Origin of the sequence: Aquibacillus kalidii (assembly GCF_014280935.1) — a bacterium.
Taxonomy (GTDB): Bacteria; Bacillota; Bacilli; order Bacillales; family Amphibacillaceae; genus Aquibacillus_D; species Aquibacillus_D kalidii.
On sequence record NZ_JACLZI010000061.1, the window covers coordinates 203386 to 218920 of the forward strand.

15 protein-coding genes and 1 riboswitch are annotated in these 15535 nt (G+C 34.7%); of the genes, 9 read left to right on the plus strand and 6 right to left on the minus strand.

Features of this window, described 5'->3' with window-relative positions:
• Positions 1-50: 50 nt before the first annotated feature.
• Positions 51-2096: a choice-of-anchor I family protein gene (locus tag H7K77_RS18540; RefSeq protein WP_186580096.1), complete on the minus strand. Its 2046-nt coding sequence runs from the start codon at positions 2094-2096 to the stop codon at positions 51-53.
• Positions 2097-2237: 141 nt separating this feature from the next.
• Here H7K77_RS18540 and H7K77_RS18545 point away from each other — a divergent pair, with 141 nt between their 5' ends.
• The 4 genes from H7K77_RS18545 to H7K77_RS18560 all read left to right on the plus strand — a co-directional run bounded on the left by H7K77_RS18545 (position 2238) and on the right by H7K77_RS18560 (position 5113).
• Positions 2238-2762, plus strand: coding sequence for a hypothetical protein (locus H7K77_RS18545; protein ID WP_186580098.1), 525 nt, complete (start codon positions 2238-2240; stop codon positions 2760-2762).
• A 283-nt stretch (positions 2763-3045) separates the two neighbouring features.
• Positions 3046-3249 carry a hypothetical protein gene (locus H7K77_RS18550; protein WP_186580100.1) on the plus strand — a complete coding sequence of 68 codons (204 nt, stop codon included), beginning with the start codon at positions 3046-3048 and terminating at the stop codon, positions 3247-3249.
• 205 nt (positions 3250-3454) lie between these two features.
• Positions 3455-3649, plus strand: a complete 195-nt coding sequence (locus H7K77_RS18555; protein ID WP_186580102.1) for a hypothetical protein — start codon at positions 3455-3457, stop codon at positions 3647-3649.
• Between the two features lie 119 nt (positions 3650-3768).
• Positions 3769-3871, plus strand: a riboswitch (SAM riboswitch).
• Between the two features lie 138 nt (positions 3872-4009).
• Positions 4010-5113, plus strand: coding sequence for a 5-methyltetrahydropteroyltriglutamate--homocysteine S-methyltransferase (locus tag H7K77_RS18560; RefSeq protein WP_186580104.1), 1104 nt, complete (start codon positions 4010-4012; stop codon positions 5111-5113).
• Between the two features lie 244 nt (positions 5114-5357).
• Here the strand turns inward: H7K77_RS18560 and H7K77_RS18565 are convergent, their stop codons facing one another.
• Positions 5358-6833, minus strand: coding sequence for a methyl-accepting chemotaxis protein (locus H7K77_RS18565; RefSeq protein WP_186580106.1), 1476 nt, complete (start codon positions 6831-6833; stop codon positions 5358-5360).
• A gap of 210 nt (positions 6834-7043) precedes the next feature.
• A complete protein-coding gene (locus H7K77_RS18570) occupies positions 7044-8504 on the minus strand; it encodes a methyl-accepting chemotaxis protein (protein WP_235988998.1) in 1461 nt (486 codons plus the stop codon).
• A gap of 267 nt (positions 8505-8771) precedes the next feature.
• On the opposite strand from H7K77_RS18570, the gene H7K77_RS21390 reads away from it, so the two are divergent.
• Entirely contained in the window at positions 8772-9215 is a 444-nt protein-coding gene (locus tag H7K77_RS21390; protein WP_186580110.1) for a DUF6147 family protein, read from the plus strand.
• A gap of 85 nt (positions 9216-9300) precedes the next feature.
• Here H7K77_RS21390 and H7K77_RS18580 read toward each other — a convergent pair whose 3' ends face one another.
• Positions 9301-10077: a DUF4367 domain-containing protein gene (locus H7K77_RS18580; RefSeq protein WP_186580112.1), complete on the minus strand. Its 777-nt coding sequence runs from the start codon at positions 10075-10077 to the stop codon at positions 9301-9303.
• Positions 10074-10652, minus strand: a complete 579-nt coding sequence (locus H7K77_RS18585; protein ID WP_186580114.1) for an RNA polymerase sigma factor — start codon at positions 10650-10652, stop codon at positions 10074-10076. The genes H7K77_RS18580 and H7K77_RS18585 overlap by 4 nt, the downstream gene beginning before the upstream one ends.
• 387 nt (positions 10653-11039) lie before the next feature.
• Between H7K77_RS18585 and H7K77_RS18590 the strand changes: the two genes are divergently transcribed.
• The 4 genes from H7K77_RS18590 (at position 11040) to H7K77_RS18605 (ending at position 14513) form a co-directional block, all read left to right on the plus strand.
• Entirely contained in the window at positions 11040-11903 is an 864-nt protein-coding gene (locus H7K77_RS18590) for an NAD(P)-dependent oxidoreductase (protein ID WP_186580167.1), read from the plus strand.
• An 836-nt stretch (positions 11904-12739) separates the two neighbouring features.
• A complete protein-coding gene (locus H7K77_RS18595) occupies positions 12740-13414 on the plus strand; it encodes a response regulator transcription factor (RefSeq protein WP_186580116.1) in 675 nt (224 codons plus the stop codon).
• 80 nt (positions 13415-13494) lie between these two features.
• Positions 13495-13794: a DUF5658 family protein gene (locus tag H7K77_RS18600; RefSeq protein ID WP_186580118.1), complete on the plus strand. Its 300-nt coding sequence runs from the start codon at positions 13495-13497 to the stop codon at positions 13792-13794.
• Positions 13795-14036: 242 nt separating this feature from the next.
• Positions 14037-14513: a hypothetical protein gene (locus H7K77_RS18605; RefSeq protein ID WP_186580120.1), complete on the plus strand. Its 477-nt coding sequence runs from the start codon at positions 14037-14039 to the stop codon at positions 14511-14513.
• A gap of 140 nt (positions 14514-14653) precedes the next feature.
• On the opposite strand, the gene H7K77_RS18610 is transcribed toward H7K77_RS18605, so the two are convergent.
• Positions 14654-15373 (minus strand): metallophosphoesterase family protein, encoded by a 720-nt coding sequence (locus tag H7K77_RS18610; protein WP_186580122.1) that lies wholly within the window; start codon positions 15371-15373, stop codon positions 14654-14656.
• Positions 15374-15535 lie beyond the last annotated feature (162 nt).

Sequence of the window (15535 nt, forward strand, 5' to 3'; positions counted from 1 at the left end):
TGACTTGGCTTTTCTATTTGTAGGTAATTATTCGGTTTTGTTATTCCTTTTTACTCCTGACTGATTTTTTTACGGGTAAACAATACATATCCTAAAAAAAGAGTAACGATACCACTGAGCAAGAGATTACCAGTTGTTGTTGCTGTATTAGGAAGCTCATTTCCTTGTTTTTTGCTAGAATTTTCATCGTCATCCACTTCAGATTTATTGTTGTTATGATCGGTTTCAACAGTAGAAGTTTCGTTCCCTACTTTATTTGGATTTTCCTGCTCAGGTTGTTCTGGTACAGGTGTTTCATCAGGAGCTGGTGTTTGAGTTGGCGAAGTTGGATCTGGCTGTTCTCGCACAGGTGTCGGGTTTGTAGTAGAATCTTCTTCTTCATCTTCCGGAACCTCCACTTTTTCACCTAGTCCATATGCAGCTATTGTTCCACTTACCTCATGTGCGGCAAGTAGCAGTGCTTGTCCAGTCGGGCTATCTTCTGCTTGGATAAAGGTTAACCCTTCTGGTGCAACATCTCCACTAGTGCCAGTTACCTCTGTATCCTCTCCTTGGAAAATCCGACTTGAGAAATAACTGTTAAATGTAGGGGAATCTGGGTTAGACATGTCATAAACCATAATGCCTCCTTGACGCTCAAGACCAACGAACGCATATGGAGTGTCATTAACTTCACCAGTTATTACACTTTCAGGTTCCACACCTTTATCATCACTTCTTGAGTCAAAATTATCTTCATCATTTTGAGAATGAAAATAGTCTGGACTAAATTCTTGAATCAACTGCTCGAAATCCGAACCACTATCATAAACTAGTTCCAACGTATCAGCGTTCCACACGGAAAACGAGCGACCGCCATAACCATAGATAGCTTCATATTTTCCGTTAGCATTTTTGGGATGAGAGGTAGAGGTTTTTAACCTACCCAATTGATCTTTATTAAATAAGCCGTTGCTAATCATTTCATCTAATTGTGCTTGGGTATAACCTTCATATAAATCAGCATTAAGTTCGTACTGTTCGGGATTTAGTGAATCTTCACCAACAAGATCCTCTACACGTACTTCTTCTGAGAAACCATCCCAATCCTGTGTATCTCCTTCATTTGCAGACAAAATATAAGTCTGACCATTTGCCTCAAAAGTAGTGATACTATCTGGTTGATAGATGGAAAGAACTGGCCAGTGTTGAATATTAATTTGATCGTCTTTATCAGAGGCATCTAGTTGATTTTCTCCAACAGAATAGTCTTTGTATCCCAAGCTTTTCACAGTAACAAATTTAGCATTGTTTATATCGAGTTTGGCAATTGCATTATCTTCTTGTAAAGCAACATAAGCATAATCACCAGAAGGATCCACTGATATGTATTCCGGTTCTAAATCCTGCGCATAGCTACTATCCGGGTGTACTTTTCTAATATTCGCATCGATTACATCTTCTGAAAATCTTACAGTAGTCACATGGCTGTCTGTTAAATTCCTAATTTCACCAGCAACATCAATAATACTAACTGAGCCTTCAGGATTAACTGTGTAATCTTCTGTAGGTTCGCCTTCATTAGCTACAAGTACTTTTGTGCCATCGGGACTGAATGTAACCATATCAGGAAGTGAGCCAACTTGGACACTTGCTAACGATTCTCCATCAAGCGTTAAAAATACGATATGTCCCGGATCTTGTTTTGCTTCAGCAGGGGCAGCAATGGCAATGTAGTCTCCATTAGGACTAATAGCAACACTTGTCACATCTCCAGCTGAAACGCCGATATCACTCAACGTTATTCTTTTTACAAGCGGTATTTCTGTATTTCCTTCCTTCAGGTTAGATAAGTCAATTATATCGAGTGATTTTTCCGCACCATTAACGGAAAAGGCGCGATAACTTTTCGCATCGTACGCAACAATCTCTGTTCCACCTTCATCAATACCTGCTCCACTTACATATCGTCCAACCAAATCAACAGCTAAACTATCATTCTTCTTACTAAAATGGGATAAATCTTCTGCTGCGGAAGCTTGGATTGGTGAGAAAAGTAGTGCGAAAGAAGCTGCCGTAATAGCACTCTTTGTAATAACTGATTTAATAGATTTCATAGTTTCCTCCTTAGTTAATAGATTCTTACTCTAGTTTAAGTAAATAGTTTTAAGTGAGTGTTAATACAATGTGTTGCAAACGTAAAATAACAATTTTGGATGATATTCATACAATGTAGGAGATAAAAGGGAGGGATTTCAGTGCAAAAGTTACCTGTTTCAGACTTTAGATTAATGACAGAACACTTAGTCAAACATAAAGGCATGATCAATAAGCTTGGTGACTATGAAGAAGTAGTACAGCACCCTACATTGAAGCATATAATAGGTGTAAACAAACGCGTGATGGAAAGTCATGTAGAGGCGATGATTTTGTTTATTAACCCTGAATATAATGAACCGATTCACCTATCTCCAGTGGAGCCATTTGACTTGGAAAGCCTAGAAGGATATGACGAGTTGGAAAGTTGTATGCCAGACCAACTAATTGTTCCGAATTTGATTCAAATGACTGAACGAATGTCTAACACCAATCACCAGTCAGCATTGAAAATGAGGCATAAAAACGTGAGAACATGCCATATTGAAATGGCTCTGCAGCAAGAAACATTAAACGAATCCTATTGCTTATATGCGAAGCAAATGGGTTGGGCGAATGTTTCTGATACGGTAGACGAGATACAGCTTGAAGCATATGAATATTTCCAAAATATGTACTATGGATAGATGAGCATTCCTGTTATTAATTAAATAGGGAAACTGCTTGAGTTTCGTTCCAAATTAGGTTTGGTCCTCATCCACTTATAAATAGACAGATCCCTAGTGAGGAGCTAGGAGTAGGTTATTTACCTGTAATAGGAAGAAAAGGGTATCGCGATTGCTGTGATACTCTTTTCTAATTAGTATGGTAAAAATTACATAGCAATAGAGGTGGTTAGTAAATTTGTTTAACATTAACGTCTAATATGTTACGATTATTATAAAAGAATAGGTTCTTGAGGTGTTAATTATGGCTGATGAACAATCGTATAACAAATTTCAGTATTGGTTCCACACTATACTCATTGTTATCGGTATAGTATTTATCGTTTCAACAGTAATTGGTTTTAAGCAACTGGATAGACCTACTATGTATATCATTTTAGGCGCTCTAATTGTGATTAATAGTTTGGTTAGAGTGATTAGAGTGCGATTTCTAAGAGGCAGCGGTTGAGAAGGATTTTGTTTAAGCGTTTGAACAAATGTTCAGACGCTTTTTTGTGTGTAAATATAGGTGCTATTTTCCCTAACATAGTAGAAAATCAAGGCAATCTCATGAGGATTGAAAGTCCATGAACGTCTAATTCAATCATGAGAAAGATAGCCTATAGACTTTTATATTACAAAAAGGTTACAATTGTAAAATGGAGGTGCGTTTTATGAAGTATGTTTTTCTAGGTTTATTAACCGCGCTTATCTTTTGGGAAACAGATAGTTTACAGGAAATTTATAGTTTTTCTGAAATATGGCAATACACAGCTAACATTATTTTAATCATATATTTTGCTTTTCTACTAAACATTAAAATTCCTACGAAGATATTTAGGCAAAAAGTACTTACAAAAGACCAATGATAAAGAGCACCGTGCTAGGGTGCTTTTTCGCGAAGGAAAACTGAATATTTTTTGAAAATTGTGTTGACTTTTTTTACGTAAAATTGTAGTCTTAATATTAAGAAATTTAATACAAATTAATCTTATCCAGAGAGGTGGAGGGACTGGCCCTTTGAAACCTCAGCAACAGACTTATTACATAGTACTGTGCTAAATCCAGAAGCGTGCTGCTGAAGATAAGAGGAGAACTGTTAAATCAAACCTCTTCTTACTCAGAAGAGGTTTTTATATTGGTTTAGTAATCTTCCTAAAAATGAAAGTCACGTTCGTTGGATCAAGGTAATTTGTCATCTTAAACAAATCGAAAGAGGGGAAATTAACATGACAAAAACATTAACAAAAGCACCATTTAGAGCGGATCACGTGGGGAGCCTTCTGCGTCCAGATAGCATCCATATTGCAAGAAAGAAATTTAACGACGGTCTCATTAGTAAAGAAGAGCTTTTCGAAATTGAAACAGAAGAAATTAAACATATTGTAGAAAAGCAAATAGAAGTTGGCTTAGAAGCAGTAACTGATGGTGAATTTAGACGTAGATTTTGGCATACAGATTTCTTAGAGCACCTTACTGGAGTAGAAGGATATATACCAGAAAGTGGTTTCGCGTTTAAAGGTGAAGAAACAGAACGTTATGATGTACGAGTAACTGGAAAAGTTTCTTGGAATCCAAATCATCCACATATTGAGGAGTTTAAATTATTTAATGAAATTGTGAATGGACGAGCAGTTGCAAAACAAACTATCCCTAGTCCAAACCAATTATTCAATGCTGGTATTATTAATGAAGACATTTATCCTGATATTGAAGAGTATGCAAAAGATGTCATCCAAGCTTACCGCGATGCTATCCAGGCATTCTATGATGCAGGTGTACGTTACCTACAATTGGATGATGTTTATATTGCAGGTCTTTCTTCACCTGATATTCCATTCAATGAAGGTAAATTTTCAAGAGATTACTTAATTGACTTGGCATTGCGTGTTGCAAATGGTGTATTAGAAGGTAAGCCTGAGGATCTGGTAGTAACAACTCATTTATGTCGTGGTAACTACCGTTCTAAATGGGCGTTTGCTGGAGGCTATGAACTAATTGCCCCAACATTACTAGCTAATGAAGCAGTAGATGGCTTCTTCTTAGAGTATGATGATGAGCGTTCTGGTGGTTTTGAACCTTTAGAACATGTACCAAATGATGGTCCACGTGTTGTGCTTGGTGTATTCACATCAAAAACAGGTGAACTAGAAGATAAGGAATTAATCAAGAAAAGAGTTGAAGAAGCTTCAAAATATGTCCCACTGGATAAGCTATGTGTAAGCCCACAATGTGGATTTGCTTCTACACACCACGGTAATCTTCTTACTGAAGAAGAGCAGTGGAAAAAGCTTAAATACATTGTTGATGTATCAAAAGAAATCTGGAATTAATCGAGAGAGCGCCCCTACTTGGTAGGGACGCTCTTTTTGTGAGTTAATTTTTTGGTTTGGGGGATAAATGCTAGGTTTTGGGGGATATATTTGATTCTTTGGTAGATATATCTCAATTTAGGTAGGATATATTACTAAATTGGGTTGATATATTAGAGTTTAGGGGGGGATATCCCATCAATTCAGGTTTCTAGCTAAAACAAAAGAAGGCGTCTCCTTATGGAGGGCGCCTTCTAAAATTAAATTAAAAGCTCTCTTTTATCGTTAGTGCACGTGATACGGATTGATCCATCAATTTAGATAGCTCGTCGTTGCTTTGAGTTAGATTTGTGATAGTTGCGCTCATTTCCTCTAAACTAGCAGAAGCTTGTTCAATAATAGCAGCTAAGTCACTTGTAGAGCTTTCAACTCCATCTGATTGTTGTTGTACCTTCTCTGCTAAGTAACGGAAGCTATCTAAGCCGTTATTAAGCTGTTTCATTGTTTCAGAGATTTGATCGAAGTATCCAGTAACTTCCTCCGTTGAGCGAACCCCAACCTCTATCTTTTCTTGGCTCTGCTCCATTTTTTCGATAGCCTGTTTGTTACTTGTATTTAACTCAACTAGGTTTCTCGTGATTTTTTCTGTAGTTGCACCTGTTACTTCAGCAAGCTTTCGAATCTCGTCTGCTACAACAGCAAAACCTTTACCAGCCTCGCCTGCGCGTGCTGCTTCGATTGAAGCGTTAAGTGCAAGTAAATTTGTTTGCTCTGTAATTTCCTTAATGTTCCCTGCAAATGAATTTGTCTCAGTAATTTTATCTGTCAAGATGGTAAAGGTAGTATTCATATCTCCGATAACCTGCTGAAGAATTTTGTTATTTTCATTTAATTCATCCACTTTTACCTTGCCGCTATCCGTAAGCTGACTTGCACTTTTTGAAGCATCGTACAATTCAATGGATTTCGTATGAATTTCATCAATATTAGTCTTTGTGCTACTTGTATTTTCAGTAATATCCCCGATCTGTTCTGCTTGAGTTTGGCTACCTATAGATACTTCATTTATAGCAGTGGCCATTTCATTTTGTGCAGTTAGATTCGTTTGCAAATGGTCATTCACTTCAGAAATGCTTTCAATGATCGCCTTAACATCGCCTTCCAATTGTGCTTTTTGACGTTCTTTTCTTTCTGTATCTTCATTAGAATTAATAATATATTCTTCTAATTTCTTAGATTGTTCATCGAATAATTTAAGAACAACATAAAAGATAAGTCCAATCAATACATAAATTAACATTGTATAGCTGAACAGGCTTTGTACAGCCTCTTTACTTTCTTGTGCAAGAAAGTTGTTTGCAAGTAATAATAATAAGCCGTAGATGTAGCCAAAGAAAAAGATTCTTCTACGCATATGAATTGCGGAAAAAACGGCCATAAATATAATGATTAAAATAATATTAATGCTACTATCTTTGACTATAACAAAGATTAGATTAAAAGAATAAACTACACTTACTAATAAGTAAGGTAAAATATATGGTTTTTTTAGCATTTTTTGAAAAACAAAATAAAGTAAGCTTAATATCACCAGATCACTACTATAAATCATTAACGTGAAATAATCCTTATTTATAAAACTAAGCCCTACACCAGCAATCAGTGTAATTACCATGGTGATTAGCATTAACGTATTTTTTTTAAGCGTATCTTGCAATTTAATTGATTCAACTAAATTCATGTAATAACCCCCTATTATGCAAATTTGATCGAAAAAAACAGAAATTTGTCGATATTTTAATTATAAAGTACTACTGATTACAACACAAACAAAATTTAGAAAATTTTTGATTTATTAGGAGGTTATAATGAATAATTCACAGATTAGTCATAAGAATTAAATCGAAAGAATATCAAAAAAGCGTCCCCTATAGTAGGGAACGCTTCGTTTCTATGCAAAATTCTCTTTAATAGAAACAGCTTTGTTTACCGTATGATCCATCAATTTAGCTAGCTCTTGGTTACTATTTGATAGATTGATAACAGTAGCATCCATTTCTTCTAAGCTAGCAGATGCCTGTTCAATAATAGCGGCTAGATCATTAGTAGAATTTTCAACACCATTAGATTGGTCTTGAACCTTTTCTGCTAAGTAACGGAAATTATTTAAGCCGTTATTCAATTCTTGCATTGTAATAGATATTTGTTCAAAATATCCTGTCACTTCTTCTGTAGACTGAACACCAACCTTTATATTTTGCTGACTTTGTTCCATCTTTTCAATGGCCTGTTTATTACTAGCGTTCAATTCAGATAGATTCTTTGTAATCTTTTCAGTAGTTTGTCCAGTTACATCTGCAAGCTTACGAATTTCATCTGCTACAACAGCAAATCCTTTTCCAGCTTCACCAGCTCTTGCGGCCTCAATCGAAGCATTTAATGCAAGTAAGTTTGTCTGTTCGGTAATATCCTTGATCGTATCAGCAAAAGAATTTGTTTCAGCAATTTTTTCTGTAAGTACATTAAAGGTTGTATTCATTTCGTAAATTACTTGTTGTAATGTCTTGTTATTACCATTTAATTCATCGACCTTTGTTTTACCATCATCTGTTAATTTACTAGCATTTGTAGATGCATTAAATAATTCAACTGATTGGTGATGCACTTCATCAATACTTTCTTTTGTACTACGAGTGTTTTGAGAGATATCTGAGATCTGTTCAGCTTGACTTTGACTGCCTACAGAAACTTCATTAATAGTTGTAGCCATTTCATTTTGTGCAGTTAAATTAGCTTGCAAATGCTCATTAACTTGAGAAATACTTTCAATAATAGCTGTAATATCATGTTCAAGTTTAGATTTTTGTTCTTCCTTACGCTTTGCTTCTTCCTCAGAAACTTGAAGGAACTCTTCTAATTTCTTTGTCTGTTGTACAGACAAGCGAATTACTACAAAAAAGATAAGTCCAATTAATACATAAATTAATACGGAATAACTAAATAAGCTTTGAACAGATTCTTTATTGGCATCAGCAGTGAAGTGATTGGCTAGAAGAACAAAAAAGCCGAGTGTATAGCCGTAGAAGAATACTTTTCTGTTTAAATGAATGGCTGAGTAAATACTCATGAATAAGACAATTAGAATTATATTAACATGACTTTCTCTTAAAGCGATAAACACAAAATTATTAATATAGACAACGCCGACCAAAAAGTAAGGTAGTAGTTGAGGTTTTTTTAGCATCTTTTGAAATAAAACATAGAGTAATGCTATTAAGCCTAATGTAATACTATAGATCACAACGTTAAACGTATCTTGCTGATAAATGGATAAACCAGTTGCAGCTCCTAATGTTATAAAAATGGTAATTAGCATCAGGATATTTTTTTGAATAGTGTCTTGCAATTTCATTTTTTCGATCGGATTCAAAGCATGATCACCCCAGTCAATTTAATAGTATATGTAGAAATCTGTCAGATACTTACATTATATATCGAAAGTTAATTTTTAACAATCTTAATCATGACTTTTATAACAGGTATTTATACCTATTAAAGGTTGACAACACAATAATTATCGGTATCAGTAAAGTTAAATTAAAGTGAAATAAATGGGAACGTTTTCCTCCGTAAAAACGACTATAGATAAACGAATAAAAAAGAAGGAGAGTGTAAAAGAGTGAAGAAGGTATGTAAAATATTTATTTCTAGTTTTATATTAGTTATGGTTGTAAGTTGTTTCTCAGTTCAAGTCGAAGCATCTGCACCACCAAAGCAGAATTTAGAAGTTTCGATTTTATCTATGGAGAATGTCAAAAGCACAAAATCTTCCATCTACAATTTAGGCTCTACGATGAAACTAACAGGCTATACTTCAAGCTATAAAACAGTAGATCGTATATCTGTAGCTTTATATTTACAAGTTTGGGATAGTGCGAATAAAAAATGGATGGACTATAGTTCAGGAAAAACATATACAGAAGAAAACGACAGCTATGTCTCAGGAAGCGTTGTGTACAGCGCACCAAAGGGCTATTTCTATCGAGTAAAAGGAAAACATACCGTAAAAGAAAACGGAGCAACCGAAACCACAACCACCTACTCTAGCCATATAAAGCATTAGGCGGTGCCTGTCACCACCCGGTTTATGTCGAATGATGGGAAAGGAAAAAGCATGAATTAGGTAATTACCTGATCCATGCTTTTATTCATTCCATTGAATTAGCAATCATTTTGGCTTTCTCTAGAGATAAGCTACTATCCAACGTTAATTGTGAATTCATTTGAGACCACATTAACATCGTTGTGTTATCTTTAAAGCTTATAAATGTACCTTGTCCAGTGAATAATTCTACATTCTGCACTTTCGTATCGTCATTATCAACAACCATTGAACTTGCAACTTCATGTTCTACATAAATTTGTTCAATGGTAAAGGTCTTTTCGTTATTACGGTAGTTCAGAATCACTTTCGTACTTGGCATGTCATTTTCATAATAGACCGTTACAAACCCTAATGTATATCCATCAGGCACGTCCTTAGGAACAAGAATATGAAAATTAGTTTCCTGTTGTGCATGTGCTAGTTCCATATCATCAGTTTTTGTTACAACGGCAATCTCTTCTAACTGATCTGGGGAAGGGAGACCGCCAGAATCACCAGGTTCCTTTATACTACTACCAATTTGCGTAATCTCATCATTTGAGGTGATAAAGTATTTAGTAATCCATCCAAACGCTTGGCTGTCGTTGACCTGCAAAAATAATCCCCCAATAATAGTTATAACTGCTACAGCAGCTATTGACATAAGCCTTGTTGGAAGAAGCTTTTTCTTAGGTTTAGCATCTTTCTGTATTTCTTTTCGAATCATTTCCCATGTTTTATCTTTTGAAACAGGAGGTTCAGGACAGTTGTCATAATCCTTTGTTATATGCTGCTTTAAATGATAGTCATCTAGAATTTCCTTATTTTGTTGATAAGTCATGAAATCTCACCGCCTAACAACTGCTGATTAGATGTATCTTTTTCAATTTGGTTCCGTAATTCTTTTTTCGCTCTGTGTAGTCTAGACTTTACGGTCCCATCTTTTAAGTTTAACCATTTTGCAATATCTTTCTCTTTTAATTCATGAATGTATTTTAACAAAATAACTTCTCGATACTCACTTTTCAGTTCAAGGATTTTTTCGATAACAGCTTCTTGAACAAAATGACTTTCTACATTTTCTTCTACAGTGGAGGAGATTTCCTTGACTATATATTTTTCCTCTTCTAGTAGGTCCCCTTTAGGTATCCCATTCCAAATATTCTGCTTACGAATGTGATCTATCGCTGTTCTAGTGGCAATGGTAGAGAGCCAAGCGCCAATTTTATCTTTATCTTTTAAATTATGAATCTGACTATAAGCCTTTATAAAAGTATCTTGTAAAATATCTTGAGCTAAATAAGGGTCTTTTGTCATAAAATAGGCATCGCGGTAGACACGATTATAGAACATTTCATAAATAAGCTGAAACTCGCTTTCAGAAACTGCGTGTTTCTTACTTCGTTTCTTCAGCATTTATTATCACATCCTTGAATTGTATAACTTCCTATCAATCTGTTGTTTTGAAACAGAAATTTTTCACTTATGTATCTATTATAACAAGAAATGAAGAATAGGATAATAGGTTTCCAAATATTAGAAAGAATAAGTGGGAATGAGGAACTGCATTTATATAGAACTTATCGTTTTTAAGTCTTGTTTGTTCTTTACAAAGAACTAAGAAAAGAATCATTAACCGAATTTATCTACACTTACCAATAATTATGTCACCAAAATGGGTGCAACACCTCCTATATTTCAAGTTTATGTATGATCTATAAACAAGTTCAATCTAGTTGAAATATATCGAAAGGAAATGGAATAATAGGATAGATTGATAAATCCATAAAAGAGGTGTGTATGATGATTGGTTTTATTGGGTTAGGTATTATGGGCAATCATATGGCAGAGAATTTATTAGATAACGGACAAGAGTTAATCGTACATAATCGAACAAAAGCAAAAGCGGATAATTTACTAAATAAAGGTGCCAAATGGGCAGAATCACCTGCTCAAGTAGCGAAAGAAGCTAATGTTATTTTCACCATGTTAACGAATGAAGCTGCAGTTGAAGGGATGGCTTTTGGAGATAATGGCTTTCTAAACGGTGATATGAAAGGGAAGTTATGGGTGGACTGTAGTACAGTTGATCCTAAGTTTAGTGAACTTATGGCAAGAGAATCAGAAGCGTATCATGTAAGATTTCTAGATGCACCAGTATCTGGCTCGAAAATCCCTGCTCAAAAAGGGGAACTTATCTTTTTAGTTGGTGGAAACGAAGCAGATTTAAAAGAGATTAGACCATTACTTGAAATAATGGGCAAAGCAATCCAATATCATGGTGTGAATGGGAAAGGATCCTCCATGAAACTAGTAATCAATTTAATGCTTGCGCAATCGATGGCAGCATTTTCAGAAGCTATCCATTTTGGGGAAGCGATTGGATTAGAAAAAGAAACGGTAATCGACACGTTATTAAATAGTCCAACAGCAGCACCAATATTAAAATTAAAACGAGATAAACTATTAAATAATGAGTTTGCAGAGGAATTTCCATTAGAACACATGCATAAGGATTTGAATTTAGTTGCCCAAGCTGCCTATGCAAGTAATACTGCAATGCCAGTGGCTAATGCTACGAAAGAGCTGTTTGGCATGGCTAAACAAAAAGGACTTGGTAGGAAGGATCTTTCGGCGATTTATCAGTATATAACGGAGAGAGAATAGATGACAAATGGCTGCACAAATACAATGTGTGGCCATTTTCACTTAAAATATTAGTAGAAAAAGGAAATGTAAGTCTGTCTTTTTTTAATAAAATTTTATCTTAAACTGCTATATACATAATTAGTAGATACACTTTGTTATTTTTATACTCAAAATTTACTATAAATACTACCTCTTTAAATTACTTTGAAAAGGTGAAATTAAAACAATGTTCTTACCTTTTAGGTTACTTTCGACAAAAAATCCTATTCCTATGACTAAATTTCCTTGTTATACTAACGTTAACATGTTGTTCATTAATAAGAACGATATTTAGTTTTTTATAACATTAAAAAGAACTGTAATGTTAGGGGAGATTACTTTTAATCACATACATAGTCATTATCGCTTAGTTAATATATTTGAAAGAGTGACAGGTAGGGACTAAGAAGTAAACAGCCAATCGGTCGAGTATAAAGGTGTACTTGGATTGATTCAAAGCTAGGTTAATGATGATACTCAATATAAGACCGACATCGACTATTTGTTCCTAATTAAGAACATTAATTTCTTTTTAGTGTAATTATCTAGCGCTATAATAAGTAAGTTTGCCTTTGGTGAATATAGCATTTTAAAATTTAGACTGGTTTGCAAAAGACATGGTTTTAACAGGTTAAATACCAAAATAAAAGAGGGATGGATACATTGAAAAAACCTACCAAAAAGGTTTTTGTACTCCAAATTTGAGCTATCAGGCTATTAAGCACATATAAAAAAGGAATAGGGGGGCGGGCAATGAAGAATTTATACTACTACGGAGCGGATGCCATTTGCCTTAATCAAAGGAGAGCAAGATTATGAGTAAGCATACTGTTATTGTTGCAGAAAGTCAGACTTTATTTAGAGAAATGATCTCAACGTTTATAAAAGAGTTGGATGAGTTTAAGGTAATTGCTCAACTAGTTGATGGACAAGAGGTTATTGATTTTATTAGGAACAAGGAAATAAGGCCTACACTCTGTCTTCTAGATGTTTCCCTACCAGTACTAAGTGGGATTAACTGTGCAAAATGGTTAAAGTCAAACTTTCCTGATATGAAAATAGTTTTTATTACGGTAAACGAAGAAGAGAGGTATATTGAAAATGTCATGTCTATAGGTGTAGATGGCTATATTCTCAAAAATACAGATTTAGCCCAATTTAAACAGATTTTAAGGCTAATTATGGATGGTTATTTCATAACATCACAATCTGTGATACAACAATATTCATCGAGACTAAGTCATTTAATAAAAGTAGAAGTGCAGGGATCCCCTAAATTTATAAAAGAGTCTTTAGAATTTGAACCTGATTTAAGTGATAAAGAAATCCAATTAATTCAGCGAGTTAATAAAGGATGGTCAAATCGGATGATTGCAAATGATCTAATGATTAGTGAAGGAACCGTGAAAAACTACCTATCTAGTATGTATAGGAAATTAAAGATAAAAAGTCGTACGGAGTTAATTCAATTACTTTCCAAATCATCGTGAATAATCTACCTAGCTATGTCAAAACTAAGTTATATAGATAATCTAGAGCTGGAGATTACTTAAATGGGAGGATTGATCATTTGCTTGAAAAACGATTATTTATCTATCTAGCAATTGTCAATATGATAGATGGATTCATTTCCTTATACGGATTGGAAAATGCTTTAATTGGGGAACTTAACCCAATAATGAACGTAATCTATGAAAAGCACTCTTTGTTATTTATTTTAACGAAGCTATCTTTCACTGGAATGATGCTATTATTTATATCTTATGACAAGATTCCCAAAACAATTATAGTCAGAGGGTTATCCATTGCAGCTTCACTAATGTACACGGTTGTTTTAGGTACTCATTGCGTATGGTTGTATATGATTTAAGCAGAACAAAAGAGACGGCTTGAGCTAATAAGGACTAGTAATACTTTAGTATCAAGCTATACTATGAAAAGAAGACTTTTTAACTAGTCATATCTTATATTGGGAATGTTGGAAGTGGTATCTGTTCTGGTATATAAATTTTAAAGGGCTGATTTATTTCCGCACAAAAACAGATAGGCAAACCAACCAATTTAGCATATAATTATTTCGTAATTATACTTTTGTAGAGATGAGGAAGGTATTTGAAGAAATTCTTGTATTCTTTAATTGGTATTATCCCTTTAGCAATTGGGGCGTATTTCTTGTTTCAAAATTTGTCTGGTAACTCAGATGCAATGCTTACCTATTTGGAAGAAACGAATGAGTATACTACGAACTACAATGAGTTAATAGAACAAGAGGTGACATTGGGTGAGGAAGGAACACCCGAGGAAATTGTTAGCTATACAGAAGAAACGTTAATTCCTGAACTTGAAAAGATTTTAAAGGAATATAAAGCTTACGGTGAAAAAATAGAAAAAGATGAATTAAAGAAGGTACATGAACTAGATATACAGTCTATGGAGAAGTATATCGCTGCCGAGACGGAGTGGCTAGCAGGTAATGACGACAAAGCAACCGCTCTTTTTGAGGAGTCAGATCAATTATTAGTAGATTTTGAGGATGAATTAAACAGCCTTGCATCTAAATGGGGCGTTGAAATAGAGTGGGAAAAATAAGGGAAAGCAGCTAGCAGGTATCTGTTAGCTGCTTTTTTTTCATGAAAAAGGCCCCTTCCGATTGAAGGGGCCAAAAATATTAGGGGATAGCTTAATTATGGACAGTCTTTTTTTGAGTTATACATCATTTCTAAAAAAAACTATAAACTTGCTTTAGTGATCACACCTTGCATCATTGCTGTATTTGGATAGTCAACTTCCTCATACTTCTTGATAGTTTTTTGAACATCGTAGCTAACCCTTTCAATTGAAGTGCTGAAATTGCTGTTACTTATATCAACCACTGCATAGGATGCTTTTCTAATCCCATCAAAAGGTAGGCCGATACTTCCAAGGTTGATAATCGTTTTTCCTTTTATATTGCGGACATAGGATTTATGAATATGTCCATAAAGATATAAATTGGCATCCTTCTTGCTCATTAATTTTTCTTCTATTTCTTCATCGGAAGCATCTGGCGTAACGACGTCAAATAGGCTAGATGGTGTTGCGTGAAAGGCATGGATTGTGATTCCTTCTTCTTGAAGCGTGATGTATGTAGGGAGATTTTTTAAGTAAGTCAGGTCTTCCTCATTTAATTGCGATACAGTCCATTCGCGCTCTTTATTCATTAATTCTAAAGCGGCTTTAGGGACCTCACCATCTTGTACACCGCGAACAACCCATTCATCTGCATTTCCTTTAATGACTGTTGTATGAAGACTTCGAATTAAATCCAACGATCGCTTTGGCTCAGGCCCACGATAAGCTATATCACCAAGCACTATGATCTTGTCTATCTTTTTATTATTAATATCTTCTAAAACTGCATCAAGTGCAACTGCATTTCCATGAATATCTGAAATAAACGCTATTCTCATTCGGCACGCTCCTCTTAACACTTTTTTTCATCATAACATGTTTTATGAAAGGAATTAAAATACACTGCTGCTGGTGAAATGCTTCGAAGTAGGTGCAATATGCGTGGTTGTGAACTAGATATGAGTCGAACTAGTTACTGAATGCGTCTTAACAGGTAATAT

Bases quoted from the DNA above. Each gene is read 5' to 3' on its own strand.
- H7K77_RS18610 (WP_186580122.1), bottom strand. From the start codon at position 15,373: ATGAGAATAGCGTTTATTTCAGATATTCATGGAAATGCAGTTGCACTT.
- H7K77_RS18555 (WP_186580102.1), top strand. From the start codon at position 3,455: ATGAAGTATGTTTTTCTAGGTTTATTAACCGCGCTTATCTTTTGGGAA.
- H7K77_RS18590 (WP_186580167.1), top strand. From the start codon at position 11,040: ATGATTGGTTTTATTGGGTTAGGTATTATGGGCAATCATATGGCAGAG.
- H7K77_RS18565 (WP_186580106.1), bottom strand. From the start codon at position 6,833: ATGAATTTAGTTGAATCAATTAAATTGCAAGATACGCTTAAAAAAAAT.
- H7K77_RS18585 (WP_186580114.1), bottom strand. From the start codon at position 10,652: ATGCTGAAGAAACGAAGTAAGAAACACGCAGTTTCTGAAAGCGAGTTT.
- H7K77_RS18540 (WP_186580096.1), bottom strand. From the start codon at position 2,096: ATGAAATCTATTAAATCAGTTATTACAAAGAGTGCTATTACGGCAGCT.
- H7K77_RS18560 (WP_186580104.1), top strand. From the start codon at position 4,010: ATGACAAAAACATTAACAAAAGCACCATTTAGAGCGGATCACGTGGGG.
- H7K77_RS18580 (WP_186580112.1), bottom strand. From the start codon at position 10,077: ATGACTTATCAACAAAATAAGGAAATTCTAGATGACTATCATTTAAAG.
- H7K77_RS18570 (WP_235988998.1), bottom strand. From the start codon at position 8,504: ATGAAATTGCAAGACACTATTCAAAAAAATATCCTGATGCTAATTACC.
- H7K77_RS18595 (WP_186580116.1), top strand. From the start codon at position 12,740: ATGAGTAAGCATACTGTTATTGTTGCAGAAAGTCAGACTTTATTTAGA.
- H7K77_RS18550 (WP_186580100.1), top strand. From the start codon at position 3,046: ATGGCTGATGAACAATCGTATAACAAATTTCAGTATTGGTTCCACACT.